The sequence below is a fragment of the Pseudomonas sp. S1_E05 genome, from assembly GCF_056337105.1.
Genome location: NZ_JBFRHM010000001.1, coordinates 5,941,192 through 5,966,248 on the forward strand (window position 1 = coordinate 5,941,192; position 25,057 = coordinate 5,966,248).

A 25,057-nucleotide genomic window follows, 5' to 3' on the forward strand; every position below is an offset into this window, starting at 1 on the left:
TTCTGGATTTATAGAGAGTTCAAAAAGGCCAGCAACGCGGCGCGCTGCTCGGCATTAAAAGACAACACCTGTTGCTGCGCCGCTTTCGCTTCGCCGCCATGCCAGAGCACGGCTTCGAGCAGGTTGCGGGCGCGGCCGTCATGCAGGAATTGGGTGTGGCCGCTGACGGCCTCGGTCAGGCCGATGCCCCACAACGGCGGAGTGCGCCAGTCGCGGCCACCGGCCTTGAATTCAGTGCGATTGTCGGCCAGGCCGTCGCCCATGTCGTGCAACAGCAGGTCGCTATAAGGGCGAATCACTTGATTGGCCAGTTCAGGTTCAGCGGCGTTGGCGCCAGTGGTGTATTTCGGCGTGTGGCAGGACTGGCAACCGGCCTGGAAAAACAGGTTCTTGCCCGCGAGCACTTGCGGCGAGCCCACATCGCGGCGCGCCGGTACGGCGAGGTTGCGACTGTAAAACAGCACCAGGCGCAGGATGTTGTCGCTGACTTCCGGCTCGCCATCCGCGCCATTACCGTTGGGTGCCTGTTTGCACGCGGTTTGCGTGTCGGTGCAGTCATCAAACGGTCTCAGGCGGGTGGTGAGGCCCATGTCACCCGAAAACGCATGAACATTTTGTTGATTGAGGTTCGGTTGCCCGGCCTTCCAGCCAAAGCGGCCGAGGACTGTTTTCTGCTGGGCGTCATCCCACACCTGGTTCGGACGCCCGGCGATGCCGTTGTTTTCTTTTTCTTGAGCCTTGGCGTTGGCCAGGATCGCCTCGTCGGGAATGGCTTCGAGCAAACCCAGCCCAATCATCGGCGGCGCCACCCGCGCAGAAAACCGCGTGTCGGGGTGCATCGGGCCATAGCCCAACTGGGTGATTTTCAGGCTCGGCTTACGCAGCTCGACCTCGGTGCCGTCCTTGAAACGCACCGACACGGGCGTGTAGTCGACCCGCACCTTGCCTTCCGGGACTACGCCTGGAATGGACATGTCCTGGAATTGTCCGCCGTAGACGGGTTCCGGAACCACGCCGTTCTGCTCGATGAGTTTGGCATAGGCTGGCGTATCGGGAATCGACAGGCGCACCAGCATCGACACGGCGTTCGAGGCATCGGGCGCCGGCGGATGGCCGCGCCCGTCCTTGATGTGGCAGTTCTGGCAAGCGTTGGTGTTGAACAACGGGCCGAGGCCATCGCGGGCGGTTGTGGTCGAGGGGGCGATCACCCAGGGGTTGCGGAAGAAGCTGTTGCCAACGCTGAAATCCACGCGCCTGGACGGCGGCAGGTTGGCAGACGGCAGGGAAAAGGCGTTCTGGTCGGTCTTGCGCACGGTTGCCTGGCCACCGGAACGGGCTTCGCCGGGCTCGGCTTTGGTAAAACGCGGGGCGTCATCGCAGGCACTCAGGCCCAGGGCCAGAACCAGTGCGGACAAGCGAAGAAGCAGCGAGGGCATCAGACATCCTGCGAGACGAGCAAAACAAGGGCGCAAAGTCTAACAGGGCAGGGGAGTTTGAATAAGAGGAATTATCGTTTGATTGCCCGTCTACCCCTTCACCTGTAGGAGCGAGCATGCTCGCGATGGTCGTTAACGATGACGCTGGTTACCTGATACCCCGCGGTGTTCTTGCGTCCATCGCGAGCAAGCTCGCTCCTACAGGAGTGCGGAAGCATAAAAAAGCCCCGACGAGTCGGGGCTTTCTTCAGGCAACGAGCGTCGATCAGAACTCGTGATCAGCGTTGTCCGGGTTGAGGTCGGTGATGCCCAGCTTGCCAGCGGCGGCTTCGATCGAACCGGTCTGCTTGACCAGCGCGGCGATGGCGTCGCGCACGATCTGGTTGCCGGCGGTGTTGCCCGCCGCGATCAGTTGGTCGTAGTGCTCACCCTTGAGGGCGTGATCGACGATGACCTGCATTTTCGCTTCGGTGGCGGCAAGGTCAGCTTTAAGCGCGGTATCCGCGGCGGCGTCGGCCTTGGCCACCAGGGACGACAGGCTGGCCCCGGTCATCTTGGTGCCGTCGACGCGAGTGTATTCGCCCAGATACACGTTACGAATGCCCTTGGCATCGTAGAACTGCGAGTAGTGGGTGTTGTCGCTGAAGCAATCGTGTTCGTCTTCAGGGGAGTTGGCTTCCAGCGAAACCTTCATGCGCTCGCCAGCCAGTTCGCCCAGGGACAGGCTGCCCATGCCGAACAGCATTTTGCGCAGGCCGACGTCGCCCGGTTCCGCTTCCAGGGTGGCGCGATAGTTGTCGGCTACGTTTGGTTTCCAGTTGCCGACCATTTCTTCCAGGTCGCTGACCAGCAACTCGGTCACCGCTTTCAGGTAAGCACGACGACGGTCGTTGTGGCCGCCGGTGGCGCCGGCGCCTTCCAGGTAGTCCGAAGCCGGACGGTTGCCGGCACCAGGGCCGGTGCCGTTCAGGTCCTGGCCCCAGAGCAGGAATTCGATGGCGTGGTAGCCGGTCGCGACGTTGGCTTCGGAACCGCCCAGCTCGTTGAGGCTGGCGAGTTTTTCCGGAGTGATTTCCTTGACGTCGATCTTGTCTTCGCCAACCTGGATCTCGGTGTTGGCGATGATGTTGGCCGTAGCGCCCGGGTTACCCAAAGCGTGCTCGTAGGATTTGTCGACGTAGTCGATCAGGCCTTCGTCCAATGGCCAGGCGTTCACCTGACCTTCCCAGTCGTCGATGATGGTGTTGCCGAAGCGGAACGCTTCGCTCTGCAGGTAAGGTACGCGGGACGCAACCCAGGCGGCCTTGGCAGCTTTGAGGGTCTCGGCGTTCGGCTTGGCGAGGAAGGCGTCGACGGCAGTCTGCAGGGTTTTTGCAGTGGATTCGGCATCGCTGTAAACGGCGTAAACGATGTCGGCGTAGTGAGCGACAACGGCCTTGGCGGCGGCTTCATCGACTTTACCGGCAGCGGCAGGCGCGGCGGCTGGAGCAGCCGGGGCCGCAGCGGTGCTGGCGGCCGGCGCAGGTGCGGCGGCTTTTTCTTTGTCTTTGCCTTCGCCGCAACCGGCGAGGGAAATAGCGATGGCCAACAGACTGGCGGTAGCCAGAGGCATACGAATCATGGCGAACATCCTGCTTCGAGAGGGGGTGGAGACGCGCCCGGCGCGCAAAACTGCCACATAATGCAAATCTTTCGCATTATGTGTAAAGGGTTGTTGTTGGAAATATTTCTTATTCGGGAGGGGCGCTACCCCCCTGTAGGAGCGAGCATGCTCGCGATGGACTGATGAACGCCGCGGGGTGTCAGACTTCCCGCGTTATCGTTGACCTCCATCGCGAGCATGCTCGCTCCTACAGGATTTCAACATCAGAGGATTGCCGCGTTGGTGCGCTGAGCCTGCTTCATGTAGGCGCCCAGCTCTCGCGCCGGCAGGGGTTTGCTGTAGAAGTAGCCCTGACCTTCATGGCAGCCTTCGGAAATGATGTAGGCCTCTTGCTCGGCAGTTTCCACACCTTCGGCGATGACCTGCATGCCCAGGCTCTTGCCCAGTTGGATGATGGCGCGAACGATGGTGGCGTCGTCATCGTCATCGAGCAGGTCCTGCACGAAGCTCTTGTCGATCTTGATCTTGTCCAGCGGCAAGCTCTTCAAGTAGCTCAGCGATGAATATCCGGTGCCGAAGTCGTCGATGGCGATCAGCGCGCCGGAGCGGCGCAGGCTAAGCAAGTGCTGGGCTGCGGTGCTGATGTCTTCCATCAGGCCGGTTTCGGTGACTTCCAGCTCCAGGCTGCGCGGCGGCAGGCGGTACATCTGCAGCAGGTTGTTGACCACTCGCGGCAGTTCGGCGTGGTGCAGTTGCACGGTCGACAGGTTCACCGCCATGCGCAGTTCGGTGAAACCCTGGTCATGCCAATCGCGCAGTTGCTTGCACGCATGGTCCAGCACCCACTCGCCGATGGCGATGATGGTGCCGTTCTGCTCCGCCAGAGGGATGAACAGATCCGGCGGCACCAGCCCGTGCTCGGGGTGCTGCCAGCGAATCAACGCCTCAACGCCCACCACGCGCTGATCGCGGTAGCTGATCTGGGGTTGATAAACCAGGTAGAACTGATCTCGGGTCAGGGCATCGCGCAGGTCTTTTTCCAGCTCGCGACGACGGCGCATCTCGGTATCGACGCTGGCGATGTAGAACTGATAACGGTTGCGTGAACGGGTCTTGGCCAGCGTCATGGTCTGCTCGGCCTTTTGCAGCAGCTTCTCGGTGCTGTCGCCATCTTCGGGAAACAGGGTGATACCGATCGTGGCGCGCAGGCGAATTTCCTGGTGATCGAGGGCGAAGGGCGCCTCCAGGTCATCGAGAATGTTCTGTGCCAGTTCCGCCGCCTCGTAGGGTTGTTCGATGTCGGCCTGCACCAGGGCGAATTGGTCGCCGCCCAGGCGGGCCAGAGCCCCCAGGCGACCACTGTGGGCACGCAGGCGGTCGGCCAGGGCCAGCAGCAACTGGTCGCCGGTCTGGTAGCTGAACTGTTCGTTGATGCCTTTGAAGTCGTCGAGGCCGACACACAACACCGCGACCCGACGCTGCAACTTGCCGGCGTCAACCAGGATTTTGTCCAGTTGCGTCTGCAGTTGCTGGCGGTTCGGCAGGCCGGTGAGAAAGTCGTACTGGGCCATGCGCAGCAGGCTGTTTTCCGCTTCATGGCGTAGATGGGTGTTGCGCTCGATGGATTCGAGCAACTGATTGGCGGTGCTGATCCAGATCCCCAATTCGTTTTTTTCGTGCCCCTTGAGCTGCGGGATCTTGTGTTCGCTGGGTCGGTCCGGGTTGATTTCGGTCAGGTGCTCGATAATGCGGGACAGTGGTTTGGTCAGCAGCCAGTGATAGACCAGATACAAGACCAGCCCCATGGCCAGGGCACGCAGGACCCCCGAAATGAAGATGATCACCGAACTGACGATAAAACCCTGGCCATAAGTGGCCGTGTCGAGGGTGATGCTGAGGTCGCCGTAATACTCGCTGTAAGGGCCACGGCCGACCAATTGTGTGGTGAATGTGCGTTCCTTGCCGAGAATAAGGTCGGTCAGCCAGCGGCTGTTGGACGCCTGCAGATCGCGGGACTTCTGCGCGAGCATCGCTTCATTGGGGTGACCGATGGACGCCTGGCGCACGGCATCGTCCTGGAACAGGCCTTCGATGACCTGCATGCCCATTTCCCGGTCCAGGCTGTAAACGGCCTGGGTCGAGGGGTCGCGAAACATGTCGAGGATGCGCTGCGCATCGCTGGCCACGGCCTGGTTCGTCTTATAGGCATCGAAAACGATCTGCGCGCAGCTCAAGACCACGCCAACGATCAATGCCGACAACAGCACGACCCGGAGCAACTTTACCGACAAGCTGTTCTTGAGTTCCAGCTTCAAAGAGTCATTCCTTGTTCCGTGCGGGTAGCATCAAGTAGCCATGAGTATTGGCAATCCCGTGATGGCAGTCAAAGGGACAATCGAACACAGGAAGATTTACCTGTGGGTTGGCCGAAATGCTGCTATCTGGAGTATTCGCGCTTATTTGTACTGTTTCGGTAGTCGAGTCCTTCAACTTGAGGGGGCGGGGAGAAAATACCTTCAGGTTGATGGTAGACGGGTCTGGCGCGGGGACAAGGGGAGTGAGGTGGGTTTCATTTTTGCGGCTGGATGCTTGCCCGTGTGGGAGCGGGCTTGCCCGCGATGGTGTTCATGCAGCCAACCCATTCCTACCGGTGTACATCATCCCTGTAAGAGCGAGCTTGCTCGCGATGGTCGTCAACGATGACGCGGGGTGTCTGGATGCCCGAGGTGCCTGGGCTACCATCGCGACGGTTCGACGCCTCGACAAGCTCGCTCCTACAGGGATGGGGGATGGCCAGGGCATAAAAAAACCCGGCCAAGGCCGGGTTTTTTGTCTGGCATCGAGCTTAAGCTTTGAAGGTCTTGCCTTCGAATTGCTCAGCCACGAATTTCCAGTTGACCAAGTTCCAGAACGCTTCGACGTATTTCGGACGAACGTTGCGGTAGTCGATGTAGTAGGCGTGTTCCCAGACGTCGCAGGTCAGCAGCGGGGTGTCGCCGTTGGTCAGCGGGTTGCCGGCGCCGATGGTGCTGGCCAGGGCCAGGGAACCGTCAGCTTTTTTCACCAGCCAGCCCCAGCCGGAACCGAAGGTGCCGATGGAGGTTTTGCTGAACTCTTCCTTGAACTTGTCGAACGAACCGAAGGCCGCGTTGATGGCTTCAGCCAGTGCGCCGGTTGGTTGACCACCGGCGTTTGGCGCCAGGCAGTTCCAGTAGAAAGTGTGGTTCCAGACTTGAGCGGCGTTGTTGAAGATGCCGCCCGAGGAAGACTTGACGATTTCTTCCAGGGTCTTGCCTTCGAACTCGGTGCCAGGCACCAGATTGTTCAGGTTCACGACGTAGGTGTTGTGGTGCTTGTCGTGGTGGTATTCCAGGGTTTCCTTGGAAATGTGCGGCTGCAGGGCATCGTGGGCGTAAGGCAGCGGCGGCAATTCGAAAGCCATGATCATTCTCCTAATCAGGTCAGTTTGCGGTGGGCGCAAGGCCGATCACGGGCGGCCAGACAAAGCGCCGGGGAGTTTGTACTCTTTGCGGCGCATCGAACCGGATCATAGCACCGGGGTGGCGGCATAACCACGCAACAACTGTGTGGAATAGAGGTTCCAGAGCCTTTTGGAATAAATCAGGCGCTGGTGATCAACTGCGCTGCCACGGTGAACATCATCACCGCCACCAGCAAGTCGAGGATTCGCCAGGTGCTGGGGCGTGCCAGCCAGGGGGCCAGCCAGGCGGCGCCCAACGCCAGGGTAAAGAACCACAGCAGCGACGCACTGGCCGCGCCGACGACATAGGCACCGGGCTCGGTCTGTTGGGCGCCCAGCGAGCCGATCAGCAGCACCGTGTCCAGGTAGACGTGCGGGTTGAGCAACGTCACCGCCAGGGCACTGAGCATGACCGCACGCAGTGATCGTACCGTCTGGTTTTCCCCTTGTTGCAGGCTCTGCCGGGAGCAGGCACGACGCAGCGCGAGGCTGCCGTACCACAGCAGGAACGCCGCACCACCCCAGCGGGCGATGGCCAGCAAGGTCGGGTTTTGCGCCAGCACAGTCGCCAGGCCGAAGACGCCGGCGGCCACCAGTAACGCATCGCAGGTCACACACAGTGCCGCTACCGGCAGGTGATGTTCGCGCCGCAGGCTCTGGGCCAGGACGAAAGCGTTCTGGGTGCCGATCGCCATGATCAGCCCCGCGGCCACCAACAGGCCGTTCACATAACTTTGCCACATGGATCGTTACTCCGCGTTCGCTGCCAGGTCGCGCAGCACTTGCATGGCGCGTTCGGCGTCGGCCTGGCCGACGAACAAATGGTCGTGGTAGTAGCCGGCGATCACATTGCAGCTGATGCCGGCCTGGCCCAGTGCCGTGGCGAAGGCGGCGGTCAGGCCAACGGCTTGCAATGCCGAGTGCACGTTGAGGGTGATCCAGGCGGCGACATAGTCGAAGCTCAAGCCGGCCTGCTGCGCGTGGGCGCGTGGCAGGATCACGGTCAGGCCTTCCTGTTCGCGAAAGCTGCCGACGATGTCCAGGCCGTGGGGCAACTGACCATCGGGCAACGTGCAGAACACGTATTCGCCGTCATTGAACTGCGGGCTCATGCTGCGCAGCAGGGTTGCCAGGGAGGTTTCGCCAGCCATCGGGGTGATCCTTCTCCAAGAGTTCTTGCTGGCTATTGTCCTTCCCAAGGCTGTATAAGAAAAACCAATCTTACTGATCGCTCATTAGGAAAACTGATGTTCGACTACAAACTGCTTTCGGCCCTGGCGGCGGTGATCGAACAGGCCGGTTTCGAACGCGCCGCCCAGGTGCTCGGCCTGTCGCAATCGGCCATTTCGCAGCGCATCAAGTTGCTCGAGGCGCGGGTCGGCCAGCCGGTGCTGGTGCGCGCCACGCCACCGGCGCCCACTGACATCGGCCGGCGCCTGCTCAACCATGTGCAGCAGGTGCGCCTGCTCGAGCGCGACCTGCAAAGCCTGGTCCCGGCGCTGGATGAAGAAGGCCTGCCGGAGCGCCTGCGCATCGCCCTCAATGCCGACAGCCTCGCCACCTGGTGGGCGGGAGCGGTCGGTGATTTTTGCGCGGAGCAGCATCTGCTGCTCGACCTGGTAGTGGAAGACCAGACCGTCGGCCTCAAACGCATGAAGGCCGGCGAAGTGGCCGCATGTCTGTGCGCCAGTGAACGTCCGGTAGCCGGCGGGCGTAGCGTGCTGCTGGGGGCCATGCGTTACCGGGCGATGGCCAGCCCTGAGTTCATTGTCCGGCATTTTCCGGACGGCGTGCGTGCCGAGCGGTTGGCGAAAACGCCGGCGCTGGTGTTCGGCCCGGACGATTTCCTCCAGCATCGCTACCTCGCGTCCCTGGGTGTCGATGGCGGATTCGAACATCATCTATGCCCGTCATCCGAGGGGTTCCTGCGCCTGGCCGAGGCCGGTCTCGGCTGGGGACTGGTGCCCGAACTACAGGTTCGTGACCAGCTGGCGCGCGGAGTTTTACGCGAACTGCTGCCAGATAAGCCCATCGATGTGCCGTTGTACTGGCATCATTGGCGCAATGGTGGGCAGTTGCTCGGGTTGCTGACGGAGCAATTGGTGCGTGCGTCGAAGCATTGGTTGGTGCCTCTGGGCCAGCCATGAGCGTCAAGCTGCAAGCGGCAAGTGAAGCGCTTGCGAACTGTTTTAACTATCAGCTTGAAGCTTGCAGCTTGGAGCTGTTTCCGAAGGAAACCTCATGAAGATTCTGGTCACCGGCGCAAGCGGCTTCATTGGCGGACGCTTTGCGCGTTTCGCCCTGGAGCAGGGCCTGGATGTACGGGTCAACGGTCGCCGGGCCGAAAGCGTCGAACACCTGGTGCGCCGTGGTGCCGAGTTCGTCCCGGGAGACTTGAGCGACCCGGAACTGGCGCGAGCGCTGTGTCGTGATGTCGAGGCCGTGGTGCATTGCGCGGGCGCAGTCGGCGTGTGGGGGCGTTATCAGGATTTCCATCAAGGCAACGTGCAGGTTACCGAAAACGTGGTCGAAGCCTGCCTCAAGCAGCGCGTGCGGCGCCTGGTGCATCTGTCGTCGCCCTCGATCTATTTCGATGGTCGTGATCACCTTGGACTGACCGAAGAACAGGTGCCAAAACGCTTCAAACATCCCTATGCCGCGACCAAATACCTGGCCGAGCAAAAGGTGTTCGGGGCACAGGAATTCGGTCTCGAAACCCTGGCGCTTCGCCCGCGTTTCGTCACCGGTGCCGGAGACATGAGCATTTTTCCGCGTTTGTTGAAGATGCAGCGCAAAGGTCGCCTGGCCACCGTCGGCAACGGCTTGAACAAGGTCGACTTCACCAGCGTGCAAAACCTCAACGAAGCAATGCTCAGCAGCTTGCTGGCCGCCGGTTCGGCGCTGGGCAAGGCCTACAACATCAGTAACGGAGCGCCAATTCCCTTGTGGGACGTGGTCAATTACGTGATGCGCCAGATGGATGTCCCACAGGTGACTCGCTACCGTTCCTACGGCCTTGCCTACGCGGTGGCGGCGCTCAACGAAGGCGCGTGCAAGCTCTGGCCAGGGCGCCCCGAGCCGACCCTGTCGCGGCTGGGCATGCAGGTGATGAACAAAAGTTTCACCCTGGACATCAGTCGCGCGCGTCATTATCTGGATTACGATCCGAAGGTCAGTCTCTGGACTGCCCTGGATGAATTCTGCAACTGGTGGAAAGCCCAGGACATTCGCTGAAACACAGACGTTGCCGATAGTGAACCGAGCCGGGGCATTGAGGGTCAATCCATGCGGCTCACGGGTTTATACTCACGCCCATAATGCCATCACCGCGTTTCACAAAGGTTGACTCAATGTCCATGCGTAACGATGCCAACGACGACTTCGACGATGTGCCGAGCCTGCGGGCCGATGTCCTCGACGACGATGATTTTCCAACGCCTGCGCGCACCACGGTGCACTCGCGCACGCCGCCGGTGGTCAAGGTCAGGGCGGCGAGCACCGGCCCGTTGTGGGCCCTGGTCGGCGCGCTGTTCTTCGCTTTCGCGGGCCTGGCCTGGTGGAGTTTCCAGCAGATCTCGCTGATGGAGCAGCAACTGGTGGCGACCCAGGAAAGTTTCGCACGCATCAGTGAGGATGCGGCGGGGCGCTTGCAGGACATTTCCGGCAAGGTGGTCGCCAGCCAGACCAACGTGACCTCGGACAGCGAAGCGCTGAAGCTGCAGATCAAGCAGTTGGAAAGCCGCCTTCAGGATCAGGGCAAGCAACAACAGGGCGTTGCCGGCCAGGCCTCCGACCTGGACAAGCGGCTGGCGCAAATGACCGCGCAAACCGCCGAGCTGGACAAGCGCCTGGCTCAAGCCACTGCCCAGAACACCGAGCAACAGGCTGCCAATTCGCAATTGCAGGCCCAGGTCAAAGCCCTCGGCAGCGAGCTGGCCACGCTGAAAAGCACGCCAGCGGACACCGACAAGATCGATGCCCAACTCAAGAGCCTCGGCGCCGATATCGCCGCGCTGAAAAAACAGGGCAACCCAAGCGCCGCCATCGAGCGCCTGGAACAGGACATGATCGTGCTCAAAAGCGAGCAGGACAATCGCCCGGCCGCCGCGCCCGGCGCATCCAGCACTGCCGAGTTCGACGCGTTCCGTGGCCAGGTCACCCGCAACATCAACACCCTTCAGGCGCAGATCCAGAACCTGCAACAGCAGTTGCGCGCCAAGCCCTAAGCATCAAGCTGTTACTGCGGTTTGCTGAATATCCATACATGCCCCATTGCCGTCTACGCTCTTGAAAGACTGACAGAGCGAGGGATGGGCAATGGGGTTTTTGCACAGGTTGGCGTTGGTGGGCGGCATATTGCTGCTGTTGTTGGGGCAGGCGCAGGCGGCTGCGACGCAAAAGGATGACAGCAAGGCGGCCATTGCCCTGCTGGAAAAGGCCCTGGCCTATTACCACGATCATGGTGACAAGGCGTTTGCGGCGTTCAGTCGCCAGGGTGAGTTCGTCGACAAGGACCGCTACGTGTTCGTGGTCGACACCAAGGGCGTGATGCTGGCCAGCGGTGGGCCCTCTTCGGCGTTGATTGGGCGTGACGTGTCCGAGGTGCTCGGGCCTGATTTGCAGAAAGCGTTCAAGAACGCTCTGAATGTGCCGGAGGGCAATGGCATTCAGGAGGCCGAATATCGCTGGCAGAACTGGGCCGACGGCAAGATCGAACGTAAACACGTGTACTACCAGCGAATTGGCCAGCGCATCCTCGCGGTGGGTTACTACCTGCCCAGGGCGTCGGCGGAACAGGCCATGGCGCTGCTGAACAAGGCGGCGGTCGATCTGGCCAAGGACGAAAAGGGCACGCTCAAGGCCATCAACTCCCTCAAGGGAGGTTATTTGCAGGATGACCTGTACGTGTTTGTCGTCGACCTGGACACCCAGCGGTACGTCGCCCATGGCACCAACCTGCGCCTGCTCAATACCGACTTCAGCAAGATCAAGGACCCGGACGGCAAGCCCGTGGGTGAGCCGATCCTGGCGTTGATCGCCCAGCAGGACCACGGTGAATACGCCTATAAGTGGAAAAACCCGGTCACCGGCAAGGTCGAAGACAAGCATGCCTACCTGAAGAAGGTCGGGCATTTTCTGGTGGCGGTGGGGTATTACAGCCCTTGAAACCGAGGCCTGCGGGCTTGCTCGCGAAGGCGGAGTGTCAGTCGCCGATGATGTTGCTGACCTCTTCGCGAGCAAGCCCGCTCCCACAACAGCAACCGCGGTCTACCTGACCTTATCCTCACGCCCGCGCAACAACCGGTTTGGCATGGCAACCGCTGCTGCCAGACCCAGCAGCGACACCGCGGCGCTGACCATCAACAAGTGCCTGAACGTCAACAGCAATTCTGCACGCAAGGCATCCTGCGTATCGCCCGGTGCGGCATTCAGTCCGTCCAGCAGGACGTTACCGGAATGCCCCTCTGCCAGCAGTGTCGAACCCGCCAGTTGCGAAAAGCTCGAATCCTGCAACAACGCCAGGAGCAAGGCCGACATCAGCGCTACGCCCACCGCGCCGCCCAGTGAGCGGAACAGGTTGGTGGTGCTCGTGGCGACGCCGATGTCGCGCTGGTCGACGGCGTTTTGCGTGCCCACCAGCGAAGTGGGAAATTGCATGCCGCCGGCGATCCCGCTGAGCAACATGAACAGGCTACTGAGCACAAAGGCCTGGGGCGCACTGAGCGCCATGCCCAGGATCGAGATCGGCATCAGGATCGCTCCGGCCAGGATCTGCGGTTTGTAGCGACCGGTGACCGAGGTTCGACGACCTGCGAAATAGGCGCCAATCGGCAACCCCATTGCCAGTGGCAGCAAATGCAAGGCGGCGCTGTCGGCCCCGGCACCTGTGACGCTCTGGAAGCGCAAAGGCATTAGCACGATCAACGAAATCGCCTGGAAACTGGTGAAGAAAATCGTGCACCAGCACAGCAGGGCATTGCGGTTGGCGAACAGGTGCATGGGCAGAAGCGGCTCCCGCGCACGGCCCTCATGCCAGACGAACACGGCCAGTATCAATACCGCCGCCGTGAACAGCCCGAGCACTTCGTTGCTGCGCCAGGAGTGGCCTTGCCCGATCTGGGTGATGCCAAGGAGCAGGGCGGTCAGGCCGATGATCATCAACAGTGTGCCGAGGTAGTCGATGACCGGTTTGCGCTGGGGAATTGGCAGGCCCATCAGGTTGCGGTGGGCGACCCAGTATGCCCCGAGCCCCAGCGGCAGATTGATCAGGAACACCCAGCGCCACGACAGGTATTCGGTCATGTAGCCGCCGAGTACCGGGCCGGCGACGCTGGCCACGGCGTACATGCTGCTGAAATAGCCTTGGTAGCGGCCGCGTTCACGGGGCGGCACGATGTCGCCGATGATCGCCTGGCTGACCGAAATCATCCCGCCGGCGCCGATGCCCTGGAAGATCCGTGCAAGCACCAGTTGCTCCATGCTCTGGGCCATGCCACAGAACAGCGAAGCGAGGGTGAATAAGCCCATGCCGAACAGCATCAACCGACGCCGCCCGTACAAGTCGCCCAATTTGCCGTAGATCGGGACGGCCACGGTCATCGCCACCATGTAGCCGGAAATCACCCAGGCCAGCAGGCTGACGTCCTTGAACTGTGCGGAAATGGCCGGCATCGACACGGCAACGATGGTCTGGTCCAGCGCACCGAGAAAGATCGCCAGCATCAACGCAATCAGCACATTGCGAATGGCTGGCCTGGGCGTGTCGGGGTGATTCAGGTGGGTCACGGGTAACCTGCGGGGGGAGTGGGCTTGGGGTAGACGCAAGGCAGTCGGTAATGCCCTTCAGTGTAAGTCGGTAGCAAGCTATTCGATAGCCGCGTACGAATGGCCGACGCAATTTTCACTTGCGGGTCTGCCGATTGAGGGTGAAAACTGGGCCGCCATCTGTACATTCCGTCCATGGGTGTAAAACTACCCGCCACCTCCGAGGCCTGGATTGAAGTGATGAACAAGCCTGACCTGCCTTCGATACCGGTGTTCAAGCTTTACGGTGAAAGCCTGGATTGGCCGACGCCGGACTTGCTGCATTGCGAAACCATTTCCAAACGCAGTCGCGAACACCAATGGGAGATCAAACCCCATCGTCACGCTGATTTATGCCAGTTGCTCTTCGTGTTCAAAGGTCAGGCCGAGCTCGAAATCGAAGGCAATCGAACACAGTTGAGTGAGCCGGCCGTGCTGGTCCTGCCGCCCCTGTCCGTTCATGGTTATCGTTTTTCCGAGGATGTCGAAGGGTTTGTCGTGACCCTGGCGGCGCCGTTGGTCGCCCACTTGCAGGCGCAGCTGGGGCACTCGGTCAATGCCCTGGGCCAGGCGGACAGTTACCCGTCGGGCGTGGACAGCGACTACCTCAATAGCCTGTTCCTTGCCTTGCAAACCGAATACACCGGTCATCAACCCGCCCGGGAAATGCTCATGCATTCGCTGGTCAGCGTGATCCTGGTGTGGGTCGGCCGCCAGGCGTTGCAGCGTCGCAACGCCAGCCAGCGTCCGCAACGTGCGCGGGAGTACCTGAACGGGTTCATCCAACTGGTGGAAGAGACCTATCGCCAGCACGTCAAGGTGGAGGACCTGGCGCATCGCCTGGGTATATCCGTGTCCCACCTCAACGGCACCTGTCGGGAACTGGCGGGGCAACCCGCCCTGCAGATCATGCACGAGCGGCAGTTGCTGGAGGCCAAGCGCTTGCTGACCTACACCAGCATGACCATCTATGAGATGTCCGAGGTGTTGGGATTTTCCGATCCCACCAACTTCACGCGCCTGTTCCGCCGCCGGGTGGGGATCTCACCCAAGGCGTTCCGCGACCGTTTGAAGGCCGAACGGGGTAACGGGTCCTGAGCCGTCTTTACCGCAGGGCGTTGAGCGTTGCATTGTGAGGTATGCAGCGCTCGAAATTGCAGCTGGCGTAATCGCGGGGCAGTTGCCGCAATTGCTCGACGCGCCAGGCCGCCGTGCCATACAGCGCCAGTGTGGCGGCGCAGGTCAGGAAAATCGCGAGGTATCTTCTTGTTTTGATGTTCATGGCGTTGACCTCTGAACGAATACCCATGGGTACTAACTTGAGCATAGGTCAGTGGTGGTGGGTTGCCAGTGATGCGGGTTTGTATGTGATGCGGTATTCAGGGCACCGCCGCTCCCACAGTAGATTTGTGGTGACTACAGGCCTTTGTCCCACTCAGGCTCTTGTGGAAACCTCTCCACCAGAAAATCCAGCAGGCTGCGCAGCGCCGCCGGCATGTGCTTGCGCGAGGCGTACACCGCGTAGATGTTCATCTGCCGGGGTTCGGCGTGGGGCAGCAGGCGCACCAGTTCGCCGCTGTGGATATGTACGTAGGCCTGATAAGTAGGGAGCATCGCCACCCCCGCACCCGCAATGGTCGCGCGCAACAGGGTGCTGGCCTCGTTGGCGCTGATATTGCCCTGCACCGGCATCGACACTGGTTCGCCGTCCTGCTCAAAATGCCACAGGTTCTTGCCGAAATAGGAATGGGTCAGGCAGTTGTGCTGGCTGAGGTCTTCGACCCGCCGTGGCGCGGGATGTGTTTGCAGGTAAGCAGGTGCCGCGCAGATCACCGAGCGACAGACCGTCAGTCGCCGGGCGATAAGGTTCGGATCCAGGTCATTGCTGGTGCGAATCGCCAGGTCGATACGCTCGTCCACCAGGTTCACCGTTCGGTCGAGCATCTGCAATTCGATGCGCACACCGGGGTAACGCTTGACGTAAGCCGCCATCGCATCGGCCAGTTGTGCCTGGCCAAATGATGTACTGACGCTGATGCGCAAAAGACCTCGAGGTGTCTCGTCGGGTTCGCTGAGGATGGTCTGCATGTCTGTGGACAGTTCAAGCATCTGCCGGCACCGGGGCAGGATTTCGCTACCGGCGGCGGTCAGGCTCAGTTTGCGCGTGGTGCGGTGCATCAAACGGGCGCCCACCCAATCTTCCAACTCTGCCAGATAGCGCGAGACCACTGGCCGTGACAGCTCCAGATGATCGGCGGCGGCTGACTGGCTGCCGAGGTCGACCACTGTGACGAACACCCGTATTGCTTGTAGACGATCCATGATTTGCCCGATTTTAGAAACAAACTATGTTCCAGCATCGCATTTTTTGTACTGAGTTTGACAACTATGCTCTGTTCCATTCCTGGCGACACTGCCCCCTGTAGGAGCGAGCTTGCTCGCGATAGCGCTGTGTCAGTCGACAATGATGGGGGCTGATACACCGCCATCGCGAGCAAGCTCGCTCCTACAGGGGGGCGTGGGCCTTCACACAGACGGAGCTTCACATGTTGTTCAAACGCATCCTCCTGGCAACCGCCGCTTTCGCCTTCGCCGCCCACGCCAGCGCTGCCAGCTTGACCCTGGACGTCTACAACCCCGGCGAGAAGGCGATCTTCCCCGTGACCTCGGTGCTGGTCAGCGGCGAGAAGGATGCGATCCTGGTGGACGCACAATTCGGTCGCGAGCAGGCCGCCCAGGTAGTGGAGAAAATCCGCGCCAGCGGCAAGCGCCTGACCACCATCTACATCAGCCACGGTGACCCTGATTACTACTTCGGCCTGGACACCCTGACGGCCGCATTCCCCGAAGCCCGGGTGCTCGCCTCGCAGCCAACCGTGGATCACATCAAGCAGACCGTCAGGGGCAAGATGGCCTATTGGGGGCCGAAGATGGGCGCCGATGCCCCTGCCAAAACCCTGGTGCCGGGCGTACTGAAGGGCGACAGTCTGATGCTCGAAGGGCAGAAGTTGCAGGTGGTGGGCCTTGAAGGCCCGCAGCCGGATCGTAGCTTCGTCTGGATCCCTTCGATCAAGGCAGTGGTTGGTGGCGTGGTAGTCGCCGAAAACATCCACGTGTGGATGGCCGATACCCAAACCGCACAGTCCCATGCTGATTGGTTGGCTACGCTGCACGCTATCGAAAGCCTCAAGCCGAACACCGTCGTGCCGGGCCATTACCTGGGCAAAAGTGCCCGCTCCCTGGCGGCGGTGCACTTCACGGCCGATTACATTCGGGCTTTCGACGAAGAGACCGTGAAGGCCAAGGACAGCCCTGCACTGGTCGCCGCCATGAAAAAACGCTTTCCGAACCTGGGCGAAGACAGCTCGCTGGAACTGAGCGCCAAAGTCGCCATGGGCGAGATGCAGTGGTAACCCGCCACCCTTGATCACAAAGAGCCTATTCAAGCCAACTGGAGTACGTCATGAGCAAAATCGCAATCATCGGTGCCACCGGCCGTGCCGGCAGCCAACTTTTGGAAGAAGCCCTGCGTCGTGGTCATCACGTGACGGCCATCGCCCGTAATACCGCCAAGATCGGCGAGCGAGACGGGGTGGTCAGCAAGAATGTCGACGTACTGGATACCCAGGCACTGCAAGCGGCAGTGGCAGGGCATGACGTGGTGATCAGCGCTGCACATTTCGCCACGGTTCCCAGCGCCGCCGTGATCGAACCGGTGAAAAAAGCCGGAGTTAAACGCCTGCTGGTGGTGGGTGGTGCCGGTTCGCTGTTGCTGCCCGGTGGCACCCGGGTGATCGACAGCGAAGGCTTTCCTGCAGAGTACAAGGCCGAGGCGAGTGCCGGTGCGGCGTTCCTCGATGACCTGCGCCGTGAGCAGCAACTGGACTGGACGTTCGTGTCGCCTTCGGCGGAGTTCGTCGAGGGTGAGCGCACTGGCGCGTTTCGCATCGGCAAGGATGATTTGCTGGTCAGCAGTGCCGGTCGAAGCTGGATTACCTTTGCCGATTATGCGATTGCGATGATCGATGAGGTGGAGGCGCCGAAACACGCTCGTCAGCGTTTCACCGTCGGGTATTGATAGAAGCTGAGAGGCTCGCGAGCAGGTGATCACACTCCCCCCTGTGGGAGCGGGCTTGCCCGCGATGGTCGTTAACGATGACGCGGGGAATCAGGTTGCCCTTTGTCGTCTGGACCACCATCGCGGGCAAGCCCGCTCCCACAGGGGCCGCATTTTCAGCGGCTGCGCGCCTGCTCCACCAACCACGCCATCAACTCGCGCAAAGGCGCCGACGGCGCGGTCTTCTCCGGGAACACCAGGTAGTACGCCAATCCGGTCTTCACCTTCAAGTCAAACGGCATGACCAGCCGCCCTGCGCTCAGGTCATCCCCGATCAGCGACCAGTCGCCGATCGCCACGCCCATGCCCTGGGACGCCGTCGACATTGCCAGATCCAAGGTTTCGAAATGCTGGCCACGAGCATGGCTCAACTTGAGGTTGGCGGCCTGTAACCAGGCATTCCAGTCGCGTTCATCGCGGGTCGGGTGCAGCAGCAGGTGCTGATGCAAATCCGCTGGCGCCTGCAGTGCCGTCTGTGGCGAACAGACCGGCGTCAGTTGCTCGTCGAACAGCAGGCAGGCGTTCAGCATGCTGTCCGGTCGGGCCCCATACATCACCGCGGCATCGAACTGCTCGCGCTGGAAGTCCACGCCGTGCTTGACCGTCGTGGTCAGCGCCACGGGCACATCCGGACGCTCCTTTTGCCACTGCAACAATCGCGGCAACAGCCAGCGCATGACACAGGTCGGCGCCTTGAGTTGCAGGGTTTCACGCTTCTCGCCGATCTGCTCCACGGCCTCATCGATCAGGCCGAAAATCTGTTGTACCCGTGGCAGCCACTCCCGGCCTTCGCTCGTCAGCTCCAGGCCCCTCGCCTGGCGGATAAACAACTCATAACCCAAATGCGCTTCCAGCCCGGCAATTTGCCGACTCACCGCGCCCTGGGTGATGAACAGCTGTTCGGCGGCGCGGGTGAAGTTGCAGCACTGCGCGGTAATCAGAAAAGTGTACAGCGCCGGCAGGGGAGGCAATCGTTTCATCGGGATCCAAGGTATGACGTAAGGACATGGCTGGCATGATTTTTTATCCATTGTTGCGGCAACGTGTCGACCGTTCCAATGAGGCCATCCCTGGACCTGCCCACTCATCATAAACACAGCGCAGGCCCGGCGTCTCAAACGAACAACAAGGGCAAAGACATGGCGACGTGCGGCGAAGTATTGGTCAAGTTACTCGAGGGCTACGGGGTCGAGCAGGTATTCGGCATCCCTGGTGTGCACACCGTCGAGTTGTATCGCGGGCTGGCCCGTTCGAGCATCCATCATGTCACGCCGCGTCATGAGCAGGGCGCCGGGTTCATGGCCGACGGCTACGCCCGCACCAGTGGCAAGCCGGGTGTGTGCTTCATCATCACCGGCCCCGGCATGACCAACATCACCACTGCGATGGGCCAGGCGTACGCCGATTCGATCCCGATGCTGGTGATCTCCAGCGTGCAGACGCGCAACCAGTTGGGCGGCGGTCGCGGCAAGCTTCACGAGTTGCCGAACCAAAGCGCGTTGTGTGGCGGTGTCGCCGCGTTCTCCCAAACCCTGATGTCGGCGTCGGAATTGCCCGGGGTGCTGGCCCGTGCCTTCGCCCTGTTCCAGGCCGGCCGGCCACGTCCGGTGCACATTGAAATCCCGCTGGACGTGCTGGTCGAGGACGCCGATGAACTGCTCGCCAGTTTGCCGGTGCACATCGACCGTGCCGGCGCGTCGCCCTGCGCGATCAGCCGCATGACCGACCTGCTGGCCGGTGCCAAACGCCCGTTGATCCTGGCCGGTGGTGGGGCCATCGAGGCCGCTGCCGAGTTGACCGAACTGGCTGAGCTGCTGGACGCGCCGGTTGCGCTGACGATCAACGCCAAGGGCATGCTCGAATCCGCGCATCCGTTGCTGATCGGTTCGACCCAGAGTCTGGTGGCGACCCGCGCCCTGGTGGCCGAAGCCGATGTGGTGCTGGCCATCGGCACCGAGCTGGCCGAGACCGATTACGACGTGACGTTCGCCGGTGGCTTCGAAATTCCCGGCAAGCTGCTGCGTGTCGATATTGACCCCGACCAGACCGTGCGCAATTACCCGCCGCACCTGGCCCTGGTTGCCGATTCGCGGAACGCAGCGCGGGCCTTGCTCAGTGCGCTGTCGCACAAATCCCTGGCCGAGCGCCGCAACGATTGGGGTCAAGTGCGCGCCGCCCGTTTGCGCGAAGAGCTGGCGGCCAACTGGGACGCGCCGACCCTGGCCCAGACGCGCTTCCTGGAAACCGTGATGCATGAGTTGCCGCAGGCCGTGTTCGTCGGCGATTCCACGCAGCCGGTGTACACCGGCAACCTGACCTTCAACCCCGAGCGACCGCGCCGCTGGTTTAACTCGTCCACCGGTTACGGCACCCTTGGTTATGCGTTGCCGGCAGCGATTGGCGCCTGGCTCGGTGGCCGTATTGAGGGCGGTGTACGGCCACCGGTGGTGTGCCTGATTGGCGACGGCGGCCTGCAATTCACCCTGCCTGAACTGGCCAGCGCCGTGGAAGCACGCACCCCGGTGATCGTGCTGCTGTGGAATAACCAGGGCTACGAAGAGATCAAGAAATACATGGTCAACCGTGCCATTGAACCGGTAGGCGTGGACATCTACACCCCGGATTTCATCGGCGTGGCCAGGGCGCTGGGGTGCTCAGCCGAGGCCGTCAACGATGTCGAGAAACTGCGCAGCGCGCTGCGTGCCGCCGCCGATCGCCAGGGGCCGACCCTGATTGAAATCGATCAGGCGCAGTGGATGAAGGCGGTGTCGAAATGAGCTTCCCGACCACACTCGATGGCCTGTACATCGATGGCCAATGGTTCGCCGGCAACGAACACCTGCGGGTGATCAACCCGGCCACCGAGGCGCTGCTGACCACGGTCAATGGCGGTGATGCCCAGTCGGTCGACCACGCGGTGAGAGCCGCCACCGAAGCCTTCAAAACCTGGTCGCAGACCACCGGTGCCGAGCGCGGCACCATCCTGCGCCGGATCGCGGCTGGCGTGGCGGGCGGTCGTGAGCAATTGATGCACTTGCAGTCGAGCAACAACGGCAAGCCGCAGTTCGAAGCGGCCATCGACGTCGATGACGTGATCGCCACCTTCGAGTACTACGCAGGTTTGGCCGAAGGGCTGGACGCCCGGCAGGACACCGCTGTTGAACTGCCGAGCGACGAGTTCAGCGCACGCCTGCGTCGCGAGCCCTGCGGTGTGGTGGGGCTGATCGTGCCGTGGAATTTCCCGATGGTCACCACCGCCTGGAAGCTTGCCCCCGCCTTGGCGGCCGGCTGCTGTGTGGTACTCAAGCCCTCCGAAGTCACGCCGCTGCCGGAACTGGAACTGGCTGCGATCATCGCCGAGGCCGGGCTGCCCAAGGGCGTGCTCAACGTGGTCTGCGGCACCGGCCTGGCCGTGGGCGCGCCGCTGACAGCGGACCCGCGCATCGCCAAGGTCTCTTTCACGGGCAGCAATGCGGTGGGCGTGCAGGTCATGCAGCGCGCCGCCGAAACCGTCAAAGGCGTGAGCCTGGAACTGGGTGGTAAATCTTCGTTGCTGGTGCTGGCCGATGCCGATCTTGAACTGGCTGTGGAAGTGGCCTGCGGCGGCGGTTTCTTCAATGCTGGGCAAATGTGTTCCGCCACCAGTCGCGTGCTGGTCGCAGACCCATTATTCGATGAGTTCCTCGCGCGCCTGAGGGCTCGTGCCGAAGCCATTCGCGTGGCTGACCCGTTCGACCCCAACGTGGAAATGGGCGCGTTGGTCAATCAGGCGCAGTACCAGCGGGTGCTCGGGCACATTGATCGCGGCTTGAACGCCGGAGCGCGGTTGGTCTGCGGCGGTAATCGACCGGCGCACCTGTCGCGGGGTTATTTCCTGCAACCGACGGTGTTCACTGACGTGCCGCTGGACAGTGCGTTGTGGTCTGAGGAGATTTTTGGCCCGGTGATCTGCGTGCGTCGCTTCAGTGCCGAGGCCGAGGCGATTGCCCTTGCCAATGACAGCCAATTCGGCTTGGTCGCCAGTGTCGTCACCCGTGATGCCGAGGCGGCGGATCGTGTCGCCAATGCCTTGCAGGCCGGCCTGGTGTGGATCAACGCGCCTCAGGTGATCTTCCCGCAGACCGCCTGGGGTGGCTACAAGCAGAGCAGTATCGGCCGCGAACTGGGGCCGTGGGGGTTGCAGGCGTTCCAGGAGATCAAGCACGTGATTCGCGCTGTGTAAGTGGCATGGTTTCGTGGTGGGCTCCCTGGCCCCTTCGCGGGCAAGCCCGCTCCTACAGCGATGGACGTCAACGATCACGCGGGGCATCAGGCAGTCCGCGTCGACCTTGCGACCATCGCGGGCAAGCCCGCTCCCACAGGAACTCAGGCATGCAATGGCGTCATGGCTTCAATGAGTTTTTATCGATAGTCAGGTGTTTTGCACAACCTCAGGATGAACCCGTCGGCTCAGTCATCGCCCCCAATACAGGGACTCAGGCGGGCCAGGCGCGCAGATGCAACGGTTGCTACCAATCTCATTCCAACAACAATAAATGGGAGTCCGTAATGGGCGAGCACGATCTGAACAGACGTCAATTCATCAAAACCGTGGGTGTGGCCTCCGTCGCGGCGGCGGCCATGAGTATGCCCTTCATCAAGGCCAGCGCCAGCGACACCCGTTTCCAGGGCAAGACCCTGCGTCTGCTGACCTGGTCCGATGACACTGGCCTGGCCGCGCTGCGCAACATCGCCGCGACCTTCGAAGACAAGTACGGCTGCAAAGTGATCGCCGACCGCACCGGCAGCACCTCGGAAATGGTCGCCAAACTCAAGGCCGGCGGTGATCGTCCGCAATACGACATCATCACCCTGGCCGGCGTCGGCGCCGAGGGACTGGCCGCTGCCGACCTCCTGGAAAAACCCGACCTCAACCGCATTCCCAACCTGGTCGACGTGCCGGAGAAATACCGCACCGGCGCCAACGGCCACGGCATCGGCTACCTGTTGTGGTGCAACAGCCTGGTCTACAGCACTCGCACCATCAAGGACGCGCCGGACAGTTACGCTGCCCTGTGGGACGCCGAGTTGTCGCCCAACATTTTCCTGCCGCCGCCGAACTGGACCGAAGCCATGGACCTGATCATCATCGCCGCCAAATTGGCCGGTGGTGACGAGCACAACATTGAGCCGGGCTTCAAGAAACTCGCCGAGCTCAAGGACCGCGTGGTGACCCTGGGCGAAAACCCCAACCAGATCGCCGAACTGTTCCGTACCGGCTCCCTGGACATGGGGGGGCTCTACGCTCCGGCGTTCTTCCCCAAACAGATCCGCGACCCGAACTATGGGCTGGGCGCCACCTTCGGCATGAAGGAAGGTTTCTACACCGACCTGATGCTTTCGGTCATGCCGAAAAATCGTCCGGGCGATACCGACGTGGCCTACGCCTTCATCAACCACTCCCTCGACCCTTTGGTGCAGGGCAAGATGGCCGAAGACATCTACAACGGCCCGGTCAATGCCAAGGCGATCATCTCCGCCGAGGCGCGCAAGAGCCCGTACATCCTCACGCCGGAGCAGATCGCCGAGAAGGCGATCATGCATGACAACGCCTTCCTGGCCTCCGTGCATGACCAATGGATTCGTCGTTACACGGAAATCTTTTCTTCCTGATCGGGTGGTGAACGCAGGTTTTTCAACCACGGATGAACCCCTGTGGGAGCGGGCTTGCTCGCGAAGAGGCCGTGTCAGTCGACATCCATGTTGAATGTCATACCGCACTCGCGAGCAAGCCCGCTCCCACAGGAGGCCGTTGTGGTTTCAAGTCCTGTGTTCGTCGCTGCTTTCCATTGACGAGACCCTAGCTATGGAACATCAACCTCTGACCCACCCGGTGAGCGCCGTCCCTGAACGTGCCCGGCGTGGAGTTTCGCCGACGGCCCGTGCCTGGTTTTTCCTGTCGCCGTCGATGCTGTTTCTGGGTGTGCTGATTGCCGCGAGCCTTTTGGTGCTGCGCATGAGCGTCGGCACCAAGGGCGCCGAATGGTCCGGGTTCAGCCTGGCCAGTTACGCGCAATTGCTGGAGCCGTATTACCTCAAGTCCCTGCTGCTGACCCTGCGCCTGGCGATGATCAGTGCAGTGATCGCCGTGGTGCTGGCGATCCCGGTGGCCTACACCATGTCGCGCCTGACTTCGCCGTTTGTGCGGCGCATCTTCCTCGCGGCGGTGCTGTTGCCGTTATTGGTCAATCTGCTGCTGCAAAGCTATGGCTGGCTGGTGATCCTGGGGCCGGGCGGGATGCTCAACCAGACGCTGATGGGCCTGGGCCTGATCAAGCGGCCGATCATGCTGCTGTACAACCAGAATGGCGTGTTGATGGGCCTGGTGCAGACCGCGTTCCCGCTGGCGGTGTTGCCGATTGCCAGTGCCATGCGGGGTGTCGCCCGCAGTTACGAAGAAGCCGCCGCCACCCTCGGCGCCAGTCGCTGGCAAGTGTTCCGCCAGGTGGTGTTGCCGATGAGTCTGCCGGGGATCATTACGGGTGCGACCCTGGTGTTCGCTTACAACGCGAGCAGCTTCGTGGTGCCGTTGCTGCTCGGTGGCCGGCGCGTTCCGATGCTGGCAGTGATGGTGCATGACCAGATCGCCCCGCTGATGAACTGGCCTGCCGCGTCCGCCGCTGGCGTGGTGCTGATCGTCACGACCCTGGCGATCATGACCCTGTCCGAGTTCATCACTGGCCGTCGCCGCCGCCTGCTGGAGGCATCGCAATGAGTGCCCTGATCAAAAAGCGTCAATCGTTGTTGCCGGGCGATACCGGCAAGTTCGCCGGGATCCTCTCGGGCTTCATCCTGCTGCTGGCAGTGCTGCCGATCCTGACCATGATCGTCATGTCTTTCAGCGGTGCGTCGAACCTCGACTTTCCGCCCAGCAGCTACAGCCTGCAATGGTACAAGGCAGCCTGGCACACCTTCGTCTCGCCGGACGCCAGCGATGTGCTGAGCCTTGGTCAGGCCATGGTCACCAGCCTGTTGGTTTCGTGCCTGACCATGATCTTCGCCACGCTGATCGCGGTGCCGGCGGCGTACGCGCTAACCCGTTGTGAATTTCGCGGCAAGGCCGTGGCGCTGCAATTGATGTCATTGCCGCTGGTGTTTCCCATGGTGGTGCTGGGGCTGGCGTTGCTGCTGGTATTCGACAGTCTGCCGTTTCACATGACCACCTCGCGGCTGGTGATTGCCCACGTGATCCTCGCGCTGCCATTCGTGGTGAAAAACTGCACCGCCGCCATGTTGTCCATCGGCAGCGAAGTCGAGGAGGCGGCGCAAATGCTCGGTGCCTCACCGCTGCGGGCAATTATCGACGTGGTGGTGCCGCTGATGAAGTCGGGGATCCTGGCGGGCATGCTGCTGGCGTTCATCGTCTCGTTCAACGAGTTCACCGTCACCTATTTCCTCTACACCATCGACGTGATGACCGTGCCCATCTGGATGTACAGCCGCACCGTGTCTTCGCTGGACCCCACCGTGTTCTCGTTTGCCGTGCTGATCGTGTTGATCGACTTCGTCCTGATTTGGGCGCTCGAAAAACTGGTCGGTGAAGGTGGCGTTTCGTTTTGATTGCTGAGGGAGTGCTT

The 25,057-nt window shown here is 61.6% G+C and carries 22 protein-coding genes; 12 read left to right on the forward strand and 10 right to left on the reverse strand.

The window, feature by feature from the left end:
* Nucleotides 1-8: 8 nt before the first annotated feature.
* The 6 genes from AB4N33_RS27530 to AB4N33_RS27555 all read right to left on the reverse strand — a co-directional run bounded on the left by AB4N33_RS27530 (nucleotide 9) and on the right by AB4N33_RS27555 (nucleotide 7,671).
* Nucleotides 9-1,436, reverse strand: coding sequence for a di-heme oxidoreductase family protein (locus tag AB4N33_RS27530; protein WP_476458642.1), 1,428 nt, complete (start codon nucleotides 1,434-1,436; stop codon nucleotides 9-11).
* Nucleotides 1,437-1,701: 265 nt separating this feature from the next.
* Entirely contained in the window at nucleotides 1,702-3,057 is a 1,356-nt protein-coding gene (locus tag AB4N33_RS27535) for an imelysin family protein (protein WP_476458643.1), read from the reverse strand.
* Between the two features lie 245 nt (nucleotides 3,058-3,302).
* Complete coding sequence (locus AB4N33_RS27540; RefSeq protein ID WP_460121400.1) at nucleotides 3,303-5,354, reverse strand: putative bifunctional diguanylate cyclase/phosphodiesterase; 2,052 nt, start codon at nucleotides 5,352-5,354, stop codon at nucleotides 3,303-3,305.
* Nucleotides 5,355-5,884: 530 nt separating this feature from the next.
* The gene (locus tag AB4N33_RS27545) at nucleotides 5,885-6,481 is read right to left on the reverse strand and encodes a superoxide dismutase (RefSeq protein WP_460121402.1); all 597 of its coding nucleotides are present in this window, start codon (nucleotides 6,479-6,481) and stop codon (nucleotides 5,885-5,887) included.
* A 179-nt stretch (nucleotides 6,482-6,660) separates the two neighbouring features.
* On the reverse strand, nucleotides 6,661-7,263 hold the full coding sequence (locus tag AB4N33_RS27550; RefSeq protein ID WP_460121404.1) for a LysE/ArgO family amino acid transporter: 603 nt from the start codon (nucleotides 7,261-7,263) through the stop codon (nucleotides 6,661-6,663).
* A gap of 6 nt (nucleotides 7,264-7,269) precedes the next feature.
* On the reverse strand, nucleotides 7,270-7,671 hold the full coding sequence (locus AB4N33_RS27555) for an ACT domain-containing protein (RefSeq protein ID WP_476458644.1): 402 nt from the start codon (nucleotides 7,669-7,671) through the stop codon (nucleotides 7,270-7,272).
* A gap of 96 nt (nucleotides 7,672-7,767) precedes the next feature.
* On the opposite strand from AB4N33_RS27555, the gene AB4N33_RS27560 reads away from it, so the two are divergent.
* The 4 genes from AB4N33_RS27560 (at nucleotide 7,768) to AB4N33_RS27575 (ending at nucleotide 11,686) form a co-directional block, all read left to right on the forward strand.
* On the forward strand, nucleotides 7,768-8,667 hold the full coding sequence (locus AB4N33_RS27560; RefSeq protein WP_460121408.1) for a LysR family transcriptional regulator ArgP: 900 nt from the start codon (nucleotides 7,768-7,770) through the stop codon (nucleotides 8,665-8,667).
* A gap of 94 nt (nucleotides 8,668-8,761) precedes the next feature.
* Nucleotides 8,762-9,754, forward strand: coding sequence for an NAD-dependent epimerase/dehydratase family protein (locus tag AB4N33_RS27565; protein ID WP_476458645.1), 993 nt, complete (start codon nucleotides 8,762-8,764; stop codon nucleotides 9,752-9,754).
* Between the two features lie 116 nt (nucleotides 9,755-9,870).
* A complete protein-coding gene (locus AB4N33_RS27570) occupies nucleotides 9,871-10,746 on the forward strand; it encodes an ATPase (RefSeq protein WP_460121412.1) in 876 nt (291 codons plus the stop codon).
* A 91-nt stretch (nucleotides 10,747-10,837) separates the two neighbouring features.
* Nucleotides 10,838-11,686, forward strand: a complete 849-nt coding sequence (locus AB4N33_RS27575; RefSeq protein ID WP_476458646.1) for a cache domain-containing protein — start codon at nucleotides 10,838-10,840, stop codon at nucleotides 11,684-11,686.
* Between the two features lie 102 nt (nucleotides 11,687-11,788).
* On the opposite strand, the gene AB4N33_RS27580 is transcribed toward AB4N33_RS27575, so the two are convergent.
* On the reverse strand, nucleotides 11,789-13,306 hold the full coding sequence (locus AB4N33_RS27580; protein WP_476458647.1) for an MDR family MFS transporter: 1,518 nt from the start codon (nucleotides 13,304-13,306) through the stop codon (nucleotides 11,789-11,791).
* A 219-nt stretch (nucleotides 13,307-13,525) separates the two neighbouring features.
* On the opposite strand from AB4N33_RS27580, the gene AB4N33_RS27585 reads away from it, so the two are divergent.
* Nucleotides 13,526-14,422 (forward strand): helix-turn-helix domain-containing protein, encoded by an 897-nt coding sequence (locus AB4N33_RS27585; RefSeq protein ID WP_460121418.1) that lies wholly within the window; start codon nucleotides 13,526-13,528, stop codon nucleotides 14,420-14,422.
* Nucleotides 14,423-14,429: 7 nt separating this feature from the next.
* On the opposite strand, the gene AB4N33_RS27590 is transcribed toward AB4N33_RS27585, so the two are convergent.
* Both AB4N33_RS27590 and AB4N33_RS27595 read right to left on the reverse strand, forming a co-directional pair.
* Entirely contained in the window at nucleotides 14,430-14,606 is a 177-nt protein-coding gene (locus AB4N33_RS27590) for a hypothetical protein (RefSeq protein ID WP_165557521.1), read from the reverse strand.
* 134 nt (nucleotides 14,607-14,740) lie between these two features.
* Entirely contained in the window at nucleotides 14,741-15,646 is a 906-nt protein-coding gene (locus tag AB4N33_RS27595) for a LysR family transcriptional regulator (protein ID WP_460121420.1), read from the reverse strand.
* Nucleotides 15,647-15,870: 224 nt separating this feature from the next.
* Between AB4N33_RS27595 and AB4N33_RS27600 the strand changes: the two genes are divergently transcribed.
* Together AB4N33_RS27600 and AB4N33_RS27605 are read left to right on the forward strand one after the other, a co-directional pair.
* Nucleotides 15,871-16,737, forward strand: coding sequence for an MBL fold metallo-hydrolase (locus AB4N33_RS27600; protein ID WP_476458648.1), 867 nt, complete (start codon nucleotides 15,871-15,873; stop codon nucleotides 16,735-16,737).
* Nucleotides 16,738-16,787: 50 nt separating this feature from the next.
* Nucleotides 16,788-17,402: an NAD(P)-dependent oxidoreductase gene (locus AB4N33_RS27605; RefSeq protein ID WP_460121424.1), complete on the forward strand. Its 615-nt coding sequence runs from the start codon at nucleotides 16,788-16,790 to the stop codon at nucleotides 17,400-17,402.
* 155 nt (nucleotides 17,403-17,557) lie between these two features.
* Here AB4N33_RS27605 and AB4N33_RS27610 read toward each other — a convergent pair whose 3' ends face one another.
* Entirely contained in the window at nucleotides 17,558-18,421 is an 864-nt protein-coding gene (locus AB4N33_RS27610) for a LysR substrate-binding domain-containing protein (protein ID WP_460121426.1), read from the reverse strand.
* A gap of 159 nt (nucleotides 18,422-18,580) precedes the next feature.
* On the opposite strand from AB4N33_RS27610, the gene AB4N33_RS27615 reads away from it, so the two are divergent.
* From AB4N33_RS27615 to AB4N33_RS27635, 5 genes are all read left to right on the forward strand, one after another.
* Nucleotides 18,581-20,218: a 5-guanidino-2-oxopentanoate decarboxylase gene (locus AB4N33_RS27615; RefSeq protein WP_476458649.1), complete on the forward strand. Its 1,638-nt coding sequence runs from the start codon at nucleotides 18,581-18,583 to the stop codon at nucleotides 20,216-20,218.
* On the forward strand, nucleotides 20,215-21,663 hold the full coding sequence (locus AB4N33_RS27620; RefSeq protein ID WP_476458650.1) for an aldehyde dehydrogenase family protein: 1,449 nt from the start codon (nucleotides 20,215-20,217) through the stop codon (nucleotides 21,661-21,663). Before AB4N33_RS27615 ends, AB4N33_RS27620 begins: the two co-directional genes overlap by 4 nt.
* A 326-nt stretch (nucleotides 21,664-21,989) precedes the next feature.
* Nucleotides 21,990-23,093, forward strand: coding sequence for an extracellular solute-binding protein (locus AB4N33_RS27625; protein WP_460121432.1), 1,104 nt, complete (start codon nucleotides 21,990-21,992; stop codon nucleotides 23,091-23,093).
* A 193-nt stretch (nucleotides 23,094-23,286) separates the two neighbouring features.
* Nucleotides 23,287-24,195 carry an ABC transporter permease gene (locus tag AB4N33_RS27630; RefSeq protein WP_476458651.1) on the forward strand — a complete coding sequence of 303 codons (909 nt, stop codon included), beginning with the start codon at nucleotides 23,287-23,289 and terminating at the stop codon, nucleotides 24,193-24,195.
* Nucleotides 24,192-25,040, forward strand: a complete 849-nt coding sequence (locus tag AB4N33_RS27635) for an ABC transporter permease (protein ID WP_460141001.1) — start codon at nucleotides 24,192-24,194, stop codon at nucleotides 25,038-25,040. Before AB4N33_RS27630 ends, AB4N33_RS27635 begins: the two co-directional genes overlap by 4 nt.
* The last annotated feature ends 17 nt before the right edge of the window (nucleotides 25,041-25,057 follow it).

What these genes read in the sequence shown, in the direction of transcription:
- AB4N33_RS27530 (WP_476458642.1), bottom strand. Translation starts at nt 1,436, where the DNA reads ATGCCCTCGCTGCTTCTTCGCTTGTCCGCACTGGTTCTGGCCCTGGGC.
- AB4N33_RS27535 (WP_476458643.1), bottom strand. Translation starts at nt 3,057, where the DNA reads ATGATTCGTATGCCTCTGGCTACCGCCAGTCTGTTGGCCATCGCTATT.
- AB4N33_RS27545 (WP_460121402.1), bottom strand. Translation starts at nt 6,481, where the DNA reads ATGGCTTTCGAATTGCCGCCGCTGCCTTACGCCCACGATGCCCTGCAG.
- AB4N33_RS27550 (WP_460121404.1), bottom strand. Translation starts at nt 7,263, where the DNA reads ATGTGGCAAAGTTATGTGAACGGCCTGTTGGTGGCCGCGGGGCTGATC.
- AB4N33_RS27555 (WP_476458644.1), bottom strand. Translation starts at nt 7,671, where the DNA reads ATGGCTGGCGAAACCTCCCTGGCAACCCTGCTGCGCAGCATGAGCCCG.
- AB4N33_RS27560 (WP_460121408.1), top strand. Translation starts at nt 7,768, where the DNA reads ATGTTCGACTACAAACTGCTTTCGGCCCTGGCGGCGGTGATCGAACAG.
- AB4N33_RS27565 (WP_476458645.1), top strand. Translation starts at nt 8,762, where the DNA reads ATGAAGATTCTGGTCACCGGCGCAAGCGGCTTCATTGGCGGACGCTTT.
- AB4N33_RS27570 (WP_460121412.1), top strand. Translation starts at nt 9,871, where the DNA reads ATGTCCATGCGTAACGATGCCAACGACGACTTCGACGATGTGCCGAGC.
- AB4N33_RS27575 (WP_476458646.1), top strand. Translation starts at nt 10,838, where the DNA reads ATGGGGTTTTTGCACAGGTTGGCGTTGGTGGGCGGCATATTGCTGCTG.
- AB4N33_RS27585 (WP_460121418.1), top strand. Translation starts at nt 13,526, where the DNA reads ATGAACAAGCCTGACCTGCCTTCGATACCGGTGTTCAAGCTTTACGGT.
- AB4N33_RS27590 (WP_165557521.1), bottom strand. Translation starts at nt 14,606, where the DNA reads ATGAACATCAAAACAAGAAGATACCTCGCGATTTTCCTGACCTGCGCC.
- AB4N33_RS27595 (WP_460121420.1), bottom strand. Translation starts at nt 15,646, where the DNA reads ATGGATCGTCTACAAGCAATACGGGTGTTCGTCACAGTGGTCGACCTC.
- AB4N33_RS27600 (WP_476458648.1), top strand. Translation starts at nt 15,871, where the DNA reads ATGTTGTTCAAACGCATCCTCCTGGCAACCGCCGCTTTCGCCTTCGCC.
- AB4N33_RS27605 (WP_460121424.1), top strand. Translation starts at nt 16,788, where the DNA reads ATGAGCAAAATCGCAATCATCGGTGCCACCGGCCGTGCCGGCAGCCAA.
- AB4N33_RS27610 (WP_460121426.1), bottom strand. Translation starts at nt 18,421, where the DNA reads ATGAAACGATTGCCTCCCCTGCCGGCGCTGTACACTTTTCTGATTACC.
- AB4N33_RS27615 (WP_476458649.1), top strand. Translation starts at nt 18,581, where the DNA reads ATGGCGACGTGCGGCGAAGTATTGGTCAAGTTACTCGAGGGCTACGGG.
- AB4N33_RS27620 (WP_476458650.1), top strand. Translation starts at nt 20,215, where the DNA reads ATGAGCTTCCCGACCACACTCGATGGCCTGTACATCGATGGCCAATGG.
- AB4N33_RS27625 (WP_460121432.1), top strand. Translation starts at nt 21,990, where the DNA reads ATGGGCGAGCACGATCTGAACAGACGTCAATTCATCAAAACCGTGGGT.
- AB4N33_RS27630 (WP_476458651.1), top strand. Translation starts at nt 23,287, where the DNA reads ATGGAACATCAACCTCTGACCCACCCGGTGAGCGCCGTCCCTGAACGT.
- AB4N33_RS27635 (WP_460141001.1), top strand. Translation starts at nt 24,192, where the DNA reads ATGAGTGCCCTGATCAAAAAGCGTCAATCGTTGTTGCCGGGCGATACC.